This is a genomic window from Nonomuraea sp. ZG12, from assembly GCF_052068115.1.
Lineage (GTDB): Bacteria > Actinomycetota > Actinomycetes > Streptosporangiales > Streptosporangiaceae > Nonomuraea.
In genome coordinates, this window is record NZ_JBQHCW010000010.1 from 157,330 (window position 1) to 173,944 (window position 16,615).

Annotated in this window: 15 protein-coding genes; all 15 read left to right on the top strand. The window is 68.2% G+C overall.

Going from position 1 to position 16,615, the window contains the following annotated elements; all coding sequences use genetic code 11:
* Positions 1-49: 49 nt before the first annotated feature.
* Entirely contained in the window at positions 50-1,303 is a 1,254-nt protein-coding gene (locus tag ACTMTF_RS26775) for a geranylgeranyl reductase family protein (protein ID WP_397005696.1), read from the top strand.
* Between the two features lie 76 nt (positions 1,304-1,379).
* Entirely contained in the window at positions 1,380-1,775 is a 396-nt protein-coding gene (locus tag ACTMTF_RS26780; RefSeq protein ID WP_219504483.1) for an NADH-quinone oxidoreductase subunit A, read from the top strand.
* Between the two features lie 2 nt (positions 1,776-1,777).
* The gene (locus ACTMTF_RS26785) at positions 1,778-2,329 is read left to right on the top strand and encodes a NuoB/complex I 20 kDa subunit family protein (protein WP_327108391.1); all 552 of its coding nucleotides are present in this window, start codon (positions 1,778-1,780) and stop codon (positions 2,327-2,329) included.
* Positions 2,326-3,030, top strand: coding sequence for an NADH-quinone oxidoreductase subunit C (locus ACTMTF_RS26790; protein WP_441113135.1), 705 nt, complete (start codon positions 2,326-2,328; stop codon positions 3,028-3,030). Before ACTMTF_RS26785 ends, ACTMTF_RS26790 begins: the two co-directional genes overlap by 4 nt.
* The gene (locus ACTMTF_RS26795; protein ID WP_441113136.1) at positions 3,027-4,352 is read left to right on the top strand and encodes an NADH-quinone oxidoreductase subunit D; all 1,326 of its coding nucleotides are present in this window, start codon (positions 3,027-3,029) and stop codon (positions 4,350-4,352) included. The genes ACTMTF_RS26790 and ACTMTF_RS26795 overlap by 4 nt, the downstream gene beginning before the upstream one ends.
* Entirely contained in the window at positions 4,349-5,005 is a 657-nt protein-coding gene (gene nuoE / locus ACTMTF_RS26800) for an NADH-quinone oxidoreductase subunit NuoE (RefSeq protein ID WP_397005689.1), read from the top strand. Before ACTMTF_RS26795 ends, nuoE begins: the two co-directional genes overlap by 4 nt.
* Complete coding sequence (gene nuoF / locus ACTMTF_RS26805; RefSeq protein ID WP_397005687.1) at positions 5,002-6,291, top strand: NADH-quinone oxidoreductase subunit NuoF; 1,290 nt, start codon at positions 5,002-5,004, stop codon at positions 6,289-6,291. The genes nuoE and nuoF overlap by 4 nt, the downstream gene beginning before the upstream one ends.
* Positions 6,288-8,675 (top strand): NADH-quinone oxidoreductase subunit G, encoded by a 2,388-nt coding sequence (locus ACTMTF_RS26810; protein WP_441113137.1) that lies wholly within the window; start codon positions 6,288-6,290, stop codon positions 8,673-8,675. The genes nuoF and ACTMTF_RS26810 overlap by 4 nt, the downstream gene beginning before the upstream one ends.
* A complete protein-coding gene (nuoH, locus tag ACTMTF_RS26815; protein WP_441113138.1) occupies positions 8,672-9,982 on the top strand; it encodes an NADH-quinone oxidoreductase subunit NuoH in 1,311 nt (436 codons plus the stop codon). Before ACTMTF_RS26810 ends, nuoH begins: the two co-directional genes overlap by 4 nt.
* Positions 9,969-10,484: an NADH-quinone oxidoreductase subunit NuoI gene (gene nuoI / locus ACTMTF_RS26820; RefSeq protein WP_441113139.1), complete on the top strand. Its 516-nt coding sequence runs from the start codon at positions 9,969-9,971 to the stop codon at positions 10,482-10,484. The genes nuoH and nuoI overlap by 14 nt, the downstream gene beginning before the upstream one ends.
* Positions 10,477-11,235: an NADH-quinone oxidoreductase subunit J gene (locus tag ACTMTF_RS26825; RefSeq protein WP_441113140.1), complete on the top strand. Its 759-nt coding sequence runs from the start codon at positions 10,477-10,479 to the stop codon at positions 11,233-11,235. Before nuoI ends, ACTMTF_RS26825 begins: the two co-directional genes overlap by 8 nt.
* Positions 11,232-11,528: an NADH-quinone oxidoreductase subunit NuoK gene (nuoK, locus tag ACTMTF_RS26830; RefSeq protein WP_397005677.1), complete on the top strand. Its 297-nt coding sequence runs from the start codon at positions 11,232-11,234 to the stop codon at positions 11,526-11,528. Before ACTMTF_RS26825 ends, nuoK begins: the two co-directional genes overlap by 4 nt.
* Before the next feature lie 73 nt (positions 11,529-11,601).
* Positions 11,602-13,458: an NADH-quinone oxidoreductase subunit L gene (gene nuoL, locus ACTMTF_RS26835; protein WP_441113243.1), complete on the top strand. Its 1,857-nt coding sequence runs from the start codon at positions 11,602-11,604 to the stop codon at positions 13,456-13,458.
* Positions 13,458-15,023 (top strand): NADH-quinone oxidoreductase subunit M, encoded by a 1,566-nt coding sequence (locus ACTMTF_RS26840; protein WP_441113141.1) that lies wholly within the window; start codon positions 13,458-13,460, stop codon positions 15,021-15,023. The genes nuoL and ACTMTF_RS26840 overlap by 1 nt, the downstream gene beginning before the upstream one ends.
* On the top strand, positions 15,020-16,606 hold the full coding sequence (nuoN, locus tag ACTMTF_RS26845) for an NADH-quinone oxidoreductase subunit NuoN (RefSeq protein WP_441113142.1): 1,587 nt from the start codon (positions 15,020-15,022) through the stop codon (positions 16,604-16,606). The genes ACTMTF_RS26840 and nuoN overlap by 4 nt, the downstream gene beginning before the upstream one ends.
* The last annotated feature ends 9 nt before the right edge of the window (positions 16,607-16,615 follow it).

A 16,615-nucleotide genomic window follows, 5' to 3' on the forward strand; every position in this document is an offset into this window, starting at 1 on the left:
CGAACCCACCCCGTGCCTTCGAGTGTGTAGGACAGGACAGGACAGTCCAGTGACCGTGCCAGCAGCCATTCAGGCTGACGCCGACGTCATCGTCGTCGGCGCCGGTCCCGCCGGTTCCGCCACGGCCTTCTACCTCGCACAGGCCGGGCTCGACGTGCTGCTTCTGGAGAAGACCCGGTTCCCCAGGGAAAAGGTGTGCGGCGACGGCCTCACCCCGCGCGCGGTCAAGCAGCTGATGAACATGGGCGTCGACATCGACGCCCCCGGCTGGGTCCGTAACAAGGGCCTGCGGGTCGTCGGCGGCGGCCTCCGCTTCGAGCTCGACTGGCCTCAGCTGGAGCGCTTCCCCGACTTCGGGCTCGTACGCACCCGCAAGGACTTCGACGAGATCGTCGCCGCGACGGCGGTGAAGGCCGGGGCGCGCCTCAAGGAGGGCGTCACCGTCACCGGCCCGATCCTCGACGACCGCAGCGGCCACATCGTGGGGGTGACCACCAAGGACGGCGCCACCTACCGCAGCCGCCTGGTGGTGGCCGCCGACGGCAACAGCACCCGGCTGGCGCTCGGCATGGGCCTGCACAAGCGCGAGGACCGCCCGATGGGCGTGGCGGTGCGCACCTACTTCGAGAGCCCGCGCCACGACGACGACTACCTTGAGACCTGGCTGGAGCTGTGGGACGACGAGACCTTGCTGCCCGGCTACGGGTGGGTGTTCGGCGTCGGCGACGGCACCGCCAACGTCGGGCTCGGCCTGCTCAACACCAGTGCCTACTTCAAGAACATCGACTACCGCGATCTGCTGATGCGCTGGTGCCGGTCGATGCCCGCCGAGTGGGGCTTCACCGAGGAGAACATGACGGCGCCCATCCGCGGCGCCGCGCTCCCGATGGCCTTCAACCGGCAGCCGCACTACACGCGCGGCCTTCTGCTCGCCGGCGACTCCGGCGGATCGATCAACCCCTTCAACGGCGAAGGCATCGCCTACGCCCTGGAGACCGGCGAGATCGCCGCCGAGGTCGTCGCCAAGGCCCTCAAGGGCACCACCCCCGCGCAGCGGGAGCGGATCCTGCGAACCTACCCGCAGACCCTGAAGGACGCCTACGGCGGATATTTCACGCTGGGCAGGTTGTTCGTGGAGGCAATCGGGAAGCCGGGTGTGATGAGCTTCGGCACCAGGCATGGGTTGCCCCATCCGAGGCTGATGCGCTTCGCGCTCAAACTCCTTGGTAATCTCACCGACCGGCGAGGCGATGCGTCGGACAAGATCATTAACGCACTCTCGAAGGTCGCGCCACGAGCATGAATCCCAGACTCACCCGGCAAACACATAGATCAGGCTGCGCGCCCGCGCGCGTGGCGACTCCAGAGGAGGTGTAGCGATGGACCTTTACGTGCCCATCCTGGTGCTCGCCGTTCTCGCGGGGGGCTTCGCGATCTTCTCGGTCGCCATCGCTCCCTTCACCGGTCCCAAGCGCTGGAACCGCGCCAAGCTCGACGCCTACGAATGCGGCATCGAGCCGACGCCCCAGCCAGTCGGTGGCGGACGGTTCCCGCTCAAATACATGATCACCGCGATGCTCTTCATCGTGTTCGACATCGAGATCATCTTCCTTTACCCGTGGGCGGTCTCCTTCGCCCCGCTCACCAACGACGCGGGCAGCGTGATCTCCTCGGGCCTCGGGGTGTTCGCGCTCGTCGAGATGCTGCTGTTCATCGTCACCGTGCTCGTCGCCTACGCCTACGTGTGGCGCCGCAAGGGTCTGGACTGGGACTGAAAATGGGACTTGAAGAGAAACTCCCCAGCGGGTTCATCCTCAGCACGGTCGAGCAGGCCGCAGGATGGGCGCGCAAGAACTCCGTATGGCCGGCCACGTTCGGGCTCGCCTGTTGCGCCATCGAGTTGATGGCCACCGGTGGCCCGCACTACGACCTGGCGCGCTTCGGCATGGAGCGCGCTTCGGCGTCTCCTCGCCAGGCCGACCTCATGATCGTCGCCGGTCGCGTGTCGCAGAAGATGGCTCCCGTCCTGCGGCAGATCTACGACCAGATGGCCGAGCCCAAGTGGGTCATCGCCATGGGCGTGTGCGCCTCCAGCGGCGGCATGTTCAACAACTACGCCATCGTGCAGGGCGTCGACCACGTCGTGCCGGTCGACATCTACCTGCCCGGCTGCCCGCCGCGGCCGGAGATGCTGATCGACGCGATCGTCAAGCTGCACGACAAGATCCAGAACACGAAGTTCGGCGCGCACCGCGCCAAGCAGGTCGAGGAGCTCGAACTGCAGGCGCTGCGCACGCTGCCGCTGATCGACCAAGGGGCCGCCAAGTGACCTCCCCCGACAACCTCCCCGGGAGCCCGGACAGCGGGGAGACCCCCGAGGTTCCGGTTCCCGCGGTGCCCGAGGCGCCTGTCGCCAGGCGCGGCATGTTCGGGGCCCAGGACAGCGGCGACACCTCCGGCTACGGCGGCCTGGTCGTCCGCCGGGCGCCGCAGCTGTCCACCCCGCGCCCGTACGGAAGCTACTTCGACGAGATCGTGGACGGCCTCGGCCTCGACGACGCCATCGAGCGCGTGGTCGTCGACCGCGGCGAGCTCACCCTGCACGTCAAGCGGGAGCGGCTGGTCGAGGTCTGCCAGAAGCTGCGCGACGACCCGGCGCTGCGCTTCGAGCTCTCGCTCGGCGTCTCCGCCGTCCACTACCCGCACCTGGCGGGCGAGGAACTGCACTCGGTCATCCACCTGTGCTCCATCACCAACAACCGTCGCGTGCGCGTCGAGACGAGCTGTCCGGACGCCGATCCGCACGTCCCGTCCACCGTCGGCGTCTACCCGGGCCACGACTGGCACGAGCGTGAGGCGTACGACTTCTTCGGGATCGTCTACGACGGCCACCCCGGCCTGACCCGGATCATGATGCCGGACGACTGGGACGGCCACCCGCAGCGCAAGGACTACCCACTGGGCGGCATCCCGGTCGAGTACCGCGGCGCGAAGATCCCCGCACCGGACCAAAGGAGGTCCTACTCGTGAGCACCGCATACGACGAGGCGACCGAGGGCAAGGTCTATTCGGTCAACGGCGCGGACTGGGACGAGGTCGTCAGCGGGGTCCGCGACTCCGAGGACGAGCGCCTGGTCGTCAACATGGGCCCGCAGCACCCGTCCACGCACGGCGTGCTGAGGCTGGTCCTGACCCTCGACGGTGAGACGGTCACCGAGGCGCGCGGCGTCATCGGCTACCTGCACACCGGCATCGAGAAGAACATGGAGTACCGGACGTGGACCCAGGGGACCACGTTCGTCACTCGGATGGACTACCTGTCGCCGATCTTCAACGAGACGGCCTACTGCCTCGGCGTCGAGAAGCTGCTCGGCATCGAGGACCGGATCCCGGACCGCGCGCAGGCCATCCGGGTGATGATGATGGAGCTCAACCGGATCTCCTCGCACCTGGTCGCGATGGGCACCTTCGGCATGGAGCTGGGCGCGACCACGCCGTTCCTGTTCGGCTACCGCGACCGCGAGCTGATCATGGATCTGTTCGAGTACATCACCGGTCTGCGCATGAACCACGCCTACGTGCGGCCGGGCGGCGTGAGCGTCGACCTGCCCGCGGGCGCGGTCGACAAGGTCGGTGAGTTCCTCAAGGAGATGCCCAAGCGGATCAAGGACATCCGCAAGCTGCTCGACGAGAACCCCGTCTTCGTGGGCCGCACCAAGGATGTCGCCTACCTCGACCTGACCGGCTGCATGGCGCTCGGCATCACCGGGCCCATCCTGCGGTCCGCGGGTCTGCCGTGGGACCTGCGCAAGTCGCAGCCCTACTGCGGCTACGAGACCTACGAATTCGACGTGGCCACCGAGCGCGGATGCGACGTCTACTCGCGCTACCTGGTGCGCATGCGGGAGATGGAAGAGTCCCTCAAGATCGTCGAGCAGGCCCTGGACCGCATCGCCGGTCCGCTCAAGGGCGACCCGGTGATGATCGAGGACAAGAAGATCGGCTGGCCCGCGCAGCTCGCGCTCGGCCCTGACGGCTTCGGCAACTCTCCCGACCACATCGCGCACATCATGGGCAGCTCCATGGAGGCCCTCATCCACCACTTCAAGCTGGTGACCGAGGGCTTCCGGGTGCCGGCCGGTCAGGTCTACGTGCCGATCGAGTCGCCCAAGGGCGAGCTCGGCGCGCACATCGTCAGCGACGGGGGCACCCGGCCCTACCGCTTCCACTTCCGCGAGCCGTCGTTCAACAACCTGCAGGCCTTCCCCGCCATGGCGGAGGGCGGCCAGGTCGCCGACGTGATCGCCGCGGTGGCATCTATCGACCCCGTCATGGGAGGTGTGGATCGGTGACGTATTCACCGGAAGTCCGGGAGCGTCTCGAACGGGACGCCAAGGAGATCATCGGCCGTTACCCGAAGACGCGGTCGGCGCTCCTGCCGCTGCTGCACCTGGTGCAGTCCGAGGACGGCTACGTCTCCGACGACGGACACGAGTTCTGCGCGCAGCTGCTCGGCCTGAGCAAGGCCGAGGTCGTCGGCGTGTCGACCTTCTACACCATGTACAAGCGCAGGCCCGCCGGGGAGTATCACGTCGGTGTCTGCATCAACGCGCTCTGCGCCGTCATGGGCGGCGACGAGATCTGGGAGCAGCTCTCGGAGCACGTCGGGGTCGGCCACGAGGAGACCACCTCCGACGGCAAGGTCTCGCTGGAGCGCCTGGAGTGCAACGCGGCCTGCGACTTCGCCCCGGTCATGATGGTCAACTGGGAGTTCTTCGACAACCAGACGCCCGAGTCGGCCAAGCAGCTCGTCGACGACCTGCGTGACGGCAAGGACGTGCGGCCCACCCGCGGCCCGAAGAAGCTGTGCTCGTTCAAGGACGCCTCGCGCGTCCTGGCCGGGCTGCCCGACGAGCTGGCGGGCGACGGCCCCTCGGCGGCCGGGCCCTCGCTTGAGGGCCTCAAGGTCGCCAAGGCCAATGGATGGAAGGCCCCCGAGGCATGACGACTACCCTTACCCCGGTCCTGACCGCCAACTGGGACCAGGCCAACTCTTTCACCCTCGACGGCTACGGGCCGTACGACGCGGCCAAGAAGGCGCTGGGCATGGAGCCCGACGCCGTCATCCAGGCCGTCAAGGACTCCGGCCTGCGCGGCCGCGGCGGCGCGGGCTTCCCGACGGGCATGAAGTGGGGGTTCATCCCCCAGGGCGACGGCAAGCCGCACTATCTCGTGGTCAACGCCGACGAGTCGGAGCCTGGCACCTGCAAGGACATCCCGCTCATGATGGCCAACCCGCACGCGCTGATCGAGGGCGTCATCATCACGGCCTTCGCGATCCGGGCCAACCACGCCTTCATCTACGTGCGCGGCGAGGTGCTGCACGTCATCCGGCGGCTGCACGCGGCCGTGCGTGAGGCGTACGACAAGGGCTATCTCGGCACCGACGTCTTCGGCTCCGGCTACGACCTGGAGCTCGTCGTGCACAGCGGCGCCGGCGCCTATATCTGTGGCGAGGAGACGGCGCTGCTCGACTCGCTGGAGGGCTTCAGAGGTCAACCGCGTCTCAAGCCTCCGTTTCCGGCCGTGGCGGGGCTTTACGCCTCACCTACTGTTGTGAACAACGTGGAATCTGTGGCCAGTGTTCCCGCCATCATCGCCAACGGGGCCGACTGGTTCGCGGGGATGGGGACGGAGAAGTCCAAGGGCTTCGGCATCTTCTCCCTGAGCGGCCACGTCACCAGGCCCGGCCAGTACGAAGCGCCGCTGGGGATCACGCTGCGCGAGCTGCTCGACATGGCGGGCGGGATCCGCGCGGGCCACCAGATCAAGTTCTGGACCCCCGGCGGCTCGTCCACGCCGATCTTCACCGACGAGCACCTCGACGTGCCGCTCGACTTCGAGGCGGTGGGCGCCAAGGGCTCCATGCTCGGCACCCGCGCGCTGCAGATCTTCGACGAGACCACCTGCGTGGTCCGCACGGTGCTGCGCTGGACCGAGTTTTACGCCCACGAGTCGTGCGGCAAGTGCACGCCGTGCCGCGAGGGCACCTTCTGGCTCAAGCAGGTGCTCAAGCGCCTGGAGGCCGGTCAGGGCTCCGAGGAGGACCTGTCCACGATCACCGACATCGCGGACAACATCCTCGGGCGCTCGTTCTGCGCGCTCGGCGACGGGGCGACCAGCCCCATCCACTCCTCGGTGAAGTACTTCCGCGAGGAATACCTCAAGCACTTCGAGGTCGGCGGCTGCCCGTTCGACGCGAAGAAGTCCACTGTGTGGGGTGACCGGTGACCGCAACCGCTGTAGAGACCAACCTGGTGACCCTGACGATCGACGGATTCCAGATCAGCGTCCCCAAGGGCACGCTGATCATCAGGGCGGCCGAGCTGCTCGGCATCCAGATCCCCAGGTTCTGTGACCACCCGCTGCTCGACCCGGCGGCCAACTGCCGCCAGTGCCTGGTCGACATCCCCGACGCGGGCAACGGCCGCGGCTTCCCCAAGCCGCAGCCGTCGTGCGCGATCGAGGTCGCCGAGGGCATGGTCGTGCAGACCCAGCTCACCTCGCCGGTCGCCGAGAAGGCGCAGCGCGCGGCGATGGAGTTCCTGCTGATCAACCACCCGCTGGACTGCCCGGTCTGCGACAAGGGCGGCGAGTGCCCCCTGCAGAACCAGGCCATGTCCAACGGCCAGGGCGAGTCCCGGTTCCAGGAGCAGAAGCGCACCTTCCCCAAGCCGCTGCCCCTGTCCACGCAGGTGCTGCTCGACCGCGAGCGCTGCGTGCAGTGCGCGCGCTGCATCCGCTTCTCCGACCAGATCGCCGGCGACCCGTTCATCGAGTTCTTCGAGCGCGGCGCCAAGGAGCAGATCGGGGTCGCCGACGGCGAGCCGTTCCAGTCCTACTTCTCCGGCAACACGGTGCAGATCTGCCCGGTGGGCGCGCTGACCGGCGCCGCCTACCGGTTCCGGGCCCGCCCGTTCGACCTGGTCTCCACGCCGAGCGCGTGCGAGCACTGCGCGTCGGGCTGCTCGCAGCGCACCGACCACCGCCGTGGCCGGGTCACCCGCCGGCTGGCGGGCAACGACCCGCAGGTCAACGAGGAGTGGAACTGCGACAAGGGCCGCTGGGCGTTCACCTACGCCACGCAGCCCGACCGGCTCAAGACGCCGCTGGTCCGCAACGCCGACGGCGTGCTGGAGCCCGCCTCCTGGCCGGAGGCGCTCAGCGTCGCCGCCCAGGGCCTGGCCGCCGCCCGCGGCAGGGCCGGCGTGCTGGTCGGCGGCCGGGTCACGGTCGAGGACGCCTACTCCTACGCCAAGTTCGCCAGGCTCGCCCTGGGGAGCAACGACATCGACTTCCGGGCCAGGCCGCACTCCGCCGAGGAGGCCGCCTTCCTGGCCCACGAGGTCGCGGGCAAGGGCATCGAGATCTCCTACGCCGACCTGGAGAGCGCGCCGGCGGTGCTGCTCGTCGGGTTCGAGCCCGAGGAGGAGTCGCCCATCGTCTTCCTGCGCCTGCGCAAGGCGTGGCTGAAGCGAGGGCTCAAGGTCACCGCGATCGCCCCGTTCGCCACGCCGGGCGTGGCGAAGATGGGCGCCACGCTCATCCGCACCGCGCCGGGCGGCGAGGCCGACGCGATCGGCGAGCTGGTCGGCACGCTGGCCGAGGGCACGATCGTGCTCGCGGGCGAGCGGCTGGCCACCGTCCCCGGCGCGCTGTCCGCCCTGGCGCGGCTGAGCGCCGCCTCGGGCGCCAGGACGGCCTGGATCCCGCGCCGCGCCGGTGAGCGCGGCGCCCTGGAGGCCGGCGCGCTGCCCAACCTGCTGCCGATCGGCCGCCCGGTCGACGACGAGAGCGCCAGGGCGGAGGTCGCCAGGGTGTGGAACGTGGCCTCGCTGCCCGCCACGCCGGGCCGCGACACCACGGGCATGCTCGCCGCCGCCCTCGACGGCGAGCTCGACGCGCTGGTCGTGGCCGGGGTCGACCCGTACGACCTGGCCGACCCCGCCGCCGCGCTGGCCGCGCTGGAGAACACCCCGTTCATCGTCAGCCTGGAGACCCGCGCGAGCGCCGTCACCGACCGGGCCGACGTGGTCCTGCCGGTGGCCACCGTGCAGGAGAAGGGCGGCACGTTCGTCAACTGGGAAGGCAGGGGCCGCTCGTTCGAGGCGCCGATCAGGGTGCCCGGCCTGCAGAGCGACCTGGCCGTGATCGGCAACCTGGCCGACCGGATGGACGTCCACCTGGGTCTGCCCGACGCCAAGGCCGCCCGGCGCGAGCTGTCGGCCATGGGCTCCTGGCGCGGCACCCGCGTCGCGGCGCCGAGCACCGGCGTCCGCACCCGGCCCGCGCCCGCCGCCGGTGAGGCGCTGCTGGCCACCTGGCACCTGCTCCTCGACGACGGCCGCCTGCAGGACGGCGAGCCGTACCTCGCGGGCACCGCCCGCGCCGCCGAGGCGCTGGTCTCGGCGGCCACCGCGACGGAGATCGGCGTCGTGGACGGCGACAAGCTCGTCGTCGGCGGCACCGGGCCCCAGGCTGTCACGCTGCCCGTCCGCATCGCCGACCTGCCGGACCGGGTGGTCTGGGTGCCGTCGAACTCGGGCGGCTGCTCGGTCACGCGCGATCTCGGCGCCGTGTCGGGCGACATCGTCACGATCGGGAGCGCCTCATGAAAATCGTTCTCGCGGCCGACCTTGCCGACTTCGGCAAGGATCCACTCTGGATCACCATCATCAAGGCCGTGATGCTGTTCGTCTTCCTGATGCTGGGCGTGCTGTTCGGCGTCTGGTTCGAGCGCAAGCTCATCTCCAGGATGCAGAACCGCTACGGACCGAACCGGGCCGGCAAGTTCGGCCTCCTGCAGTCCGTGGCCGACGGCATCAAGATGGGCCTGAAGGAGGACCTGTTCCCGAACACCGTGGACAAGGTCCTCTACCTGCTGGCCCCGATCATCATGGTGGTGCCGGCCTTCCTGGCCTTCTCCATCGTCCCGTTCGGGCCGGTGGTGAACCTGTTCGGCGTGCAGACGCCGCTGCAGCTCGTGGACCTGCCGGTGGCCGTGCTGTTCATGCTGGCCATGGGCGCCGTCTCGGTCTACGGCGTGGTGCTCGCCGGCTGGTCCTCGCGCTCGCCGTACGCGCTGCTCGGCGGTCTGCGGTCGGCGGCGCAGGTGGTCTCGTACGAGATCGCGATGGGCCTGTCGTTCGTGGCCGTCTTCCTGTTCGCCGGGACGCTGTCCACGTCGGAGATCGTCGAGGCGCAGGAGGCGACCTGGTTCGCGGTGCTGCTGCTGCCGTCGTTCCTGGTCTACGTGGTCTGCATGTTCGGCGAGGCCGCGCGCATCCCGTTCGACCTGCCCGAGGGTGAGGGCGAGCTGGTCGGCGGCTTCCAGACGGAATACTCCTCGTCGCTGAAGTTCGCCGTCATCATGATGGCCGAGTACATCCACACCTTCACCGCCAGCGGCATCGCCGTCACGCTGTTCCTCGGCGGCTGGCGGGCGCCCTTCCCGATCTCGATGTGGGAGGGGGCGAACGTCGGTTATTGGCCGGTGCTCTGGTTCTTCATCAAGTTCGTGCTGACGTTCTGCTTCATCGTCTGGGTGCGCGCGTCTCTGCCGCGGGTCCGCTACGACCAGCTGATGTCGCTGGGCTGGAAGGTCCTGATCCCGGTCAACCTGGCGTGGATCCTGCTGGTCGCCGCCGTACGCAACGTCCTGTTCGTCAACAACGGGACCTTCGAGGGCGATCTGTACGTCTCCGCCGGTCTCGGTGTGATCATCGTCATCGGCGCGCTGGCCATCTGGATGCGGTTCGACACGGTGAACCAGCGCCGTAAGGAAGCCAGGAAGGCGGAGGTCGAAGCCGAGTTCGAGGAGCTGTCCAACGAGCCGACGGCAGGCGGCTTCCCTGTGCCGCCGCTCGATCTGCCGCACTACCACGGGGTGCAGCACAAGGAGATTCCCAGTGGGACTAACTGATTGGCTGAACCCCGTCAAGGGCTTCGGGGTCACCTTCCATACGATGTTCAAGAAGCCCGTCACGACCAACTATCCGGAGGAGAAGAGGCCGACGGCCCCTCGCTTCCACGGACGGCACCAGCTCAACCGCTGGCCCGACGGGTTGGAGAAGTGCATCGGGTGCGAGCTGTGCGCCTGGGCGTGCCCGGCCGACGCCATCTACGTGGAGGGCGCGGACAACAGCGAGGACGAGCGCTTCTCCCCGGGGGAGCGCTACGGACGCACGTACCAGATCAACTATCTGCGGTGCATCCTGTGCGGTCTGTGCATCGAGGCCTGTCCGACCCGCGCGCTCACCATGACCAACGAGTACGAGCTCGCCGACAGCAATCGCGAGAGCCTCATCTTCACCAAGGAGATGCTGCTCGCCCCGCTGACCCAGGGGATGGAGCAGCCTCCGCACCCCATGCGACTCGGCGAGACCGAAGAGGACTACTACCGGCTGGGACGGACCAATGGGTGAGACCATCACTTTCTGGGTGCTCGCCGTCATATCCGTCGGTGCGGCGCTCGGCATGGTCTTCAACCGGAAGGCCGTCTACTCGGCGCTGATGCTCGGGACCGTGATGCTCTGCCTCGCGGTCCTCTACGCCGTGCAGGAAGCGCCCTTCCTGGCCGCCGTGCAGATCATCGTCTACACCGGCGCCGTCATGATGCTCTTCCTGTTCGTGCTCATGCTGGTCGGCGTCGACTCCTCCGACTCGCTGGTCGAGACGCTCCGGGGACAGCGGTTCTGGGCGATCATCGCCGGGCTCGGCTTCGCGGCGCTGATCGTGCTGGCCGTCGGCAACGCGGTCTTCTCCACCCAGGCGGGCCTGGCGGCGGCCACGGCGCAGGGCGGCTACATCCGCTCCATCGCGCTGCTGCTGTTCACCAAGTACGTCTTCGCGTTCGAGATCACCTCGGCGCTGCTCATCACCGCCGCGCTCGGCGCGATGGTGCTGGCGCACCGGGAGCGCACCGAGAAGAAGGCCACGCAGAAGGACCAGTCCCGCGCCAGGTTCGCAGGCGACAGGCCGTCGCCGCTGCCCGGGCCCGGCACCTACGCCCGCAACAACGCCATCGACATGCCGGCGTTGCTGCCGGACGGCTCGGTCGCCGAATCCTCGGTCAACCGCTACATCGCGCGGTACGACGTGGAGCAGGGGCTCCTCCCTGAGGATCCCAAGTTCGCCGAGGCCATCAAGCACAGGGCCGAGGAGGAGTCCAAGTGACCACGCAATACCTCATCCTGTCCGGCCTGCTGTTCGCGATCGGCGCGATCGGCGTGCTGACCAGGCGCAACGCGATCGTGGTGTTCATGTGCGTCGAGCTCATGCTCAACGCCTGCAACCTCGCCTTCGTCACCTTCGCCAGGCAGGTGGGCAACCTCGAAGGTCAGATCATCGCGTTCTTCGTGATGGTGGTGGCCGCGGCCGAGGTCGTGGTGGGCCTGGCAATCATCGTGACGATCTTCCGAACCCGCAGGTCAGCGTCGGTCGACGACGTCAACCTGCTGAAGTACTAAGAGGTGACTGGTGGAATCTCCTGCTGAGATCATCCAGCACACCGCTGGTGGCGCGATCGGGTTGTCCTGGCTGATGATCGTGCTCCCGTTGCTGGGGGCGCTCATCCTGCTGGTGCTCAACCGCCGCTCCGACCGGTGGGGCCATCTGCTGGGCGTGGCCATGTCCCTCGCCTCGTTCGTCGTGGCGGTGCTGGCGTTCGTCGAGCTGCTCGGACTCGGGGAGGCTCAGCGCCGTCAGGCCGTGCACCTGTACGAGTTCATCCCGGGCATGGTGGACATGAGCCTGCTGATCGACCCGTTGTCGATCAGCTTCGCCCTGTTGATCACTGGTGTCGGATCGCTGATCCACATCTACTCGATCGGCTACATGTCGCACGACCCCGACCGGCGCAGGTTCTTCGCCTACCTGAACCTGTTCGTCGCCGCGATGCTCCTGCTGGTGCTGTCCGACAACTACGTCGGGCTGTTCATCGGCTGGGAGGGCGTCGGCCTGGCCTCCTACCTGCTGATCGGCTTCTGGCAGTTCAAGCCGTCGGCCGCCGTCGCCGCCAAGAAGGCGTTCGTCGTCAACCGCGTCGGCGACCTCGGCCTGCTGGTCGGCATGTTCATCATCTGGACCTCGTTCAGCACGCTGAACTTCAGCGAGCTCACCCCGAAGGTGCTGGAGCAGTCGGGGGTCTCCACGGGGACCATCACCGCCATCGGCCTGCTGCTGCTCCTCGGCGCCTGCGGCAAGTCGGCCCAGGTGCCGCTGCAGTCCTGGCTGCTGGACGCGATGGAGGGCCCGACCCCGGTCTCCGCCCTCATCCACGCCGCGACCATGGTCACCGCCGGCGTCTACCTGGTGGTCCGCTCCGGCCTGTTCTTCGAGGCCTCCAGCGTCGCCTCGCTGGTCGTCACCATCGTCGGCGTCGTCACGCTGCTCGCCGGTGCGATCATCGGTTGTGCCAAGGACGACATCAAGAAGGGCCTGGCCGGCTCGACGATGTCGCAGATCGGCTACATGATGCTCGGCGCGGGCCTCGGCCCGGCGGGTTACGCCTTCGCCATCGCGCACCTCATCGCGCACGGCTTCTTCAAGGCCGACATGTTCCTCGGCGCCGGCTCGGTCATGCACGGCATGAACGACGAGGTGGACATGCGCAAGTACGGCGGTCTCCGTAAGTACATGCCGATCACCTTCGCCACGTTCATCGTCGGCTACCTGGCCATCATCGGCTTCCCGTTCCTGTCCGGTTTCTACACCAAGGACGGGATCATCGAGACGGCCATGGAGCACGGCGCCTGGATGGGCTGGCTGGCCGTCCTCGGCGCGGGCATCACCGGCTTCTACATGTCGCGCATGATCTTCATGACGTTCTTCGGCGAGAAGCGCTGGGAGAAGGACGCCCACCCGCACGAGTCGCCCTCGGTGATGACGGTGCCGCTGATCCTGCTCTCCATCGGCTCGATCGTCCTCGGCTACTTCCTCATCATGGACAACCGGCTGATGGACTTCCTGGCTCCCGCCGTGGGCCTGCCGGAGCACCGTCCGGAGTTCCACGTCTTCAGCACCACCACTGTGGGCCTGTCCACGCTGGCGCTGGTCGCGGTGGGCACCGCCTACGCCTGGTTCAAGTACGGCCGCTCCCCGGTGCCCGCCGTGCAGCCGCGCGGTTCGTTCCTCACCACGTTCGCCCGGCGTGACCTGTACGGCGACGCGATCAACGAGTCGCTGCTCATGCGGCCCGGCCAGTGGCTGACCCGCTTCGCCGTCTACTTCGACAACCGTGGCATCGACGGGCTGGTCAACGGCCTGGCCGCGGGCATCGGCGGGAGCTCAGGGCGCCTGCGACGGCTCCAGACGGGCTTCGCACGAACGTACGCGCTGTCCATCCTGATCGGTGCCGCCCTGGTGACCGGCGCCCTGCTCCTCGTTGGGAACATCTGATGTCGGCACTCTGGCTCCCGATCATCATGGCGGTGCCCGTGCTGGGCGCCATCGTGGTGGCCCTGCTCCCCAAGGGCAGCGACAAGCTGGCCAAGCAGGTCACGCTGGCGGTCTCGCTGGTGGTCCTGGCGCTCACGCTGGTGATGGCGTTCCAGTTCCCCGGCGCCGCCGGTGACCGGTTCAAGTTCGAGGCGGTCTACGACTGGATCCCGTCCTTCGGGGTGCACTTCGGCGTCGGCGTCGACGGTGTGGCGCTGGTGCTGATCGCGCTGTCGGCGGTGCTGGTGCCGATCGTGGTGCTCGCCTCCTGGCACGACGCCGACGGCGTCAAGGCCGCCGACGGCACCGTGGTCGCGCCCAAGCGGTCGGTGAAGACGTACTTCTCGCTCCTGCTGGTGCTGGAAGCGATGATGATCGGCGTCTTCGCGGCGACCGACGTCTTCCTGTTCTACGTCTTCTTCGAAGCCATGCTGATCCCGATGTACTTCATGATCGGGTCGTACGGCGGCGCCCAGCGGTCCTACGCGGCCGTCAAGTTCCTGCTGTACTCCCTGTTCGGCGGCCTGCTCATGCTGGTCGCGGTCATCGGGCTGTACCTCATCGCCGACAAGCAGACGTTCATGTTCCCCGAGCTCATCGGGGCCATCCAGGACCCGGCCACGCAGAAGTGGCTGTTCGCCGGCTTCTTCATCGCCTTCGCCATCAAGGCGCCGCTCTGGCCGGTGCACACCTGGCTGCCCGACGCGGCCGCGCAGGCTCCGGCGGGCGCCGCCGTGCTGCTCGTGGGCGTGCTCGACAAGGTCGGCACGTTCGGCATGCTCCGCTTCTGCCTGGAGCTGTTCCCCGACGCGGCCAAGGCGTTCACGATGCCGATCGTGGTGCTCGCGGTCATCAGCATCATCTACGGCGCGATCGTGGCCATCGGGCAGACCGACATGAAGCGCCTGATCGCCTACACGTCGATCTCGCACTTCGGCTTCATCGTGATGGGCGTGTTCGCCATGTCGCAGGTCTCCCAGGCCGGCGCGACGCTGTACATGGTCAACCACGGCTTCGCCACCGGCGCGCTGTTCCTGGCCGCCGGGTTCCTCATCGCCAGGCGGGGCTCGCCGCACATCGCCGACTACGGGGGCGTCCAGAAGGTCGCCCCGATGCTCGCCGGCTTCTTCCTGATCGCCGGCCTGGCCGGGCTGTCGCTGCCGGGGCTGTCGACGTTCGTCAGCGAATTCATGGTGATGATCGGCGCCTACTCCAGCACGGCCTCCGGGTCGGGCGCGTTCGTGGCGGCGGCGATCGTCTCCGCGGTGGCCGTCATCCTCGCGGCCGTCTACATCCTGTGGATGGTGCAGCGGACCCTGAACGGGCCCACGAGCGAGCCGGTGAAGGCGTTCAAGGACCTCAACGCACGCGAGATCTGGGTGATGGCGCCGCTGATCGCCCTGATCATCGGCTTCGGGTTCTACCCCAAGCCGCTGCTCGACGTGATCAACCCAGCGGTCACCAGCACGCTGACCAACGTGGAAGTGGACAATCCGGCTATCGCTGAGAAGGGAGCCGGTCAGTGAACAACACCATCGTGGCGCCGACGATCGAGTACGGCACGCTGGCGCCGCTACTGCTCATCTTCGGCGCCGCCATCGTCGGCGTGCTGGTGGAGGCGTTCGCGCCCCGCTATCTGCGCAAGTCGATGCAGGTGCCCATCACCCTGCTCAGCATCGCGGGCGCGTTCGCCCTCGTCATCCTGCAGGTCGTCTCCGGCGACGTGCCGACCACGCCGGTCGCCATGGGCGCCCTCGCGGTCGACGGGCCGTCCCTGTTCATCTGGGGCGTCATCCTCGTCCTGTCGTTCGTCTGTGTGCTGCTGATCAACGACGAGGGTCACTTCGTCGCCTCGGCCGCCGCGGTGCCCGGCAGCGCCGACGAGGAGGAGGCCGAGCGCGCCGGCAGTGCGCACACCGAGGTCTACCCCCTCGCGCTGTTCGCGATCGGCGGCATGCTGCTCTTCCCGGCCGCCAACGACCTGCTGACGATGTTCGTCGGTCTTGAGGTCATGTCGCTGCCGCTGTACCTGCTGTGCGGCCTGGCCCGCCGTCGCCGCCTGCTGTCGCAGGAGGCGTCGATGAAGTACTTCCTGCTGGGCGCGTTCTCCTCGGCGTTCTTCCTGTACGGCACCGCGATGATCTACGGCTACGCCGGCACGGTCTCCTTCGCCGGGATCAACCAGGCCATGGCGACGGGCGCGCTGCTCGACCCGCTGCTGCTGCTCGGGTTCTCGCTGCTCGGCGTCGGCCTGCTGTTCAAGCTCGGCGCCGCGCCGTTCCAGGCTTGGAAGCCGGACGTCTACCAGGGAGCGCCGACGCCCATCACCGCCCTCATGGCCTCCGGCACGCTGGTCGCGGCCGTGGGCGCCCTGCTGCGGGTCTTCTGGGCCGGCCTGGGCGGCCTGGACTGGAACTGGCGTCCGGTCATCTGGGTCATCGCCGCGCTCACCATGATCGTCGGTTCGATCCTGGCGATCACCCAGACCGACATCAAGCGGATGCTCGCCTACTCCTCCATCGCGCACGCCGGCTTCCTGCTGGTGGGCGTGGTCGCCACGTCCAGCACGGCAGCGGGCAACGCCATCTCCATGCAGGCGATCCTGTTCTACCTGCTGGTCTACGGCCTGGCCACGGTCGGCGCGTTCGCGGTGGTCACGCTGGTGCGCGACCCGGGCGGCGAGGCGAACCACCTGTCCCGCTGGGCCGGGCTGGGCAAGCGCTCGCCGATGCTGGCGGGAGTCTTCGCCTTCTTCCTGCTGGCCTTCGCCGGAATCCCGCTGACCAGCGGTTTCTTCGGAAAGTACGCCGTGTTCACGGCGGCGCTGGCCAGCGGCAGGGAAGCCGGCGACTCGCTCGGCAACTGGATGACCGGGCTGGTCGTGGTGGGCGTCGTCGCCTCGGCGATCGCGGCGTTCTTCTACGTCCGGGTCATCGTGCTGATGTTCTTCAACGAGCCGGCGGCGGACGGGCCGTCGATCGCGATCCCCAGTGCGGGGACCGTGGCGGTCATCGCGATCGCCATGCTGGTTACGGTAGGGGTCGGGGTGTTCCCGGAGCCCGTGCTCCAGCTCGCCCACAACGCCGCTGCCAGCCTTTTCGTCAGATAAGGGGATTAA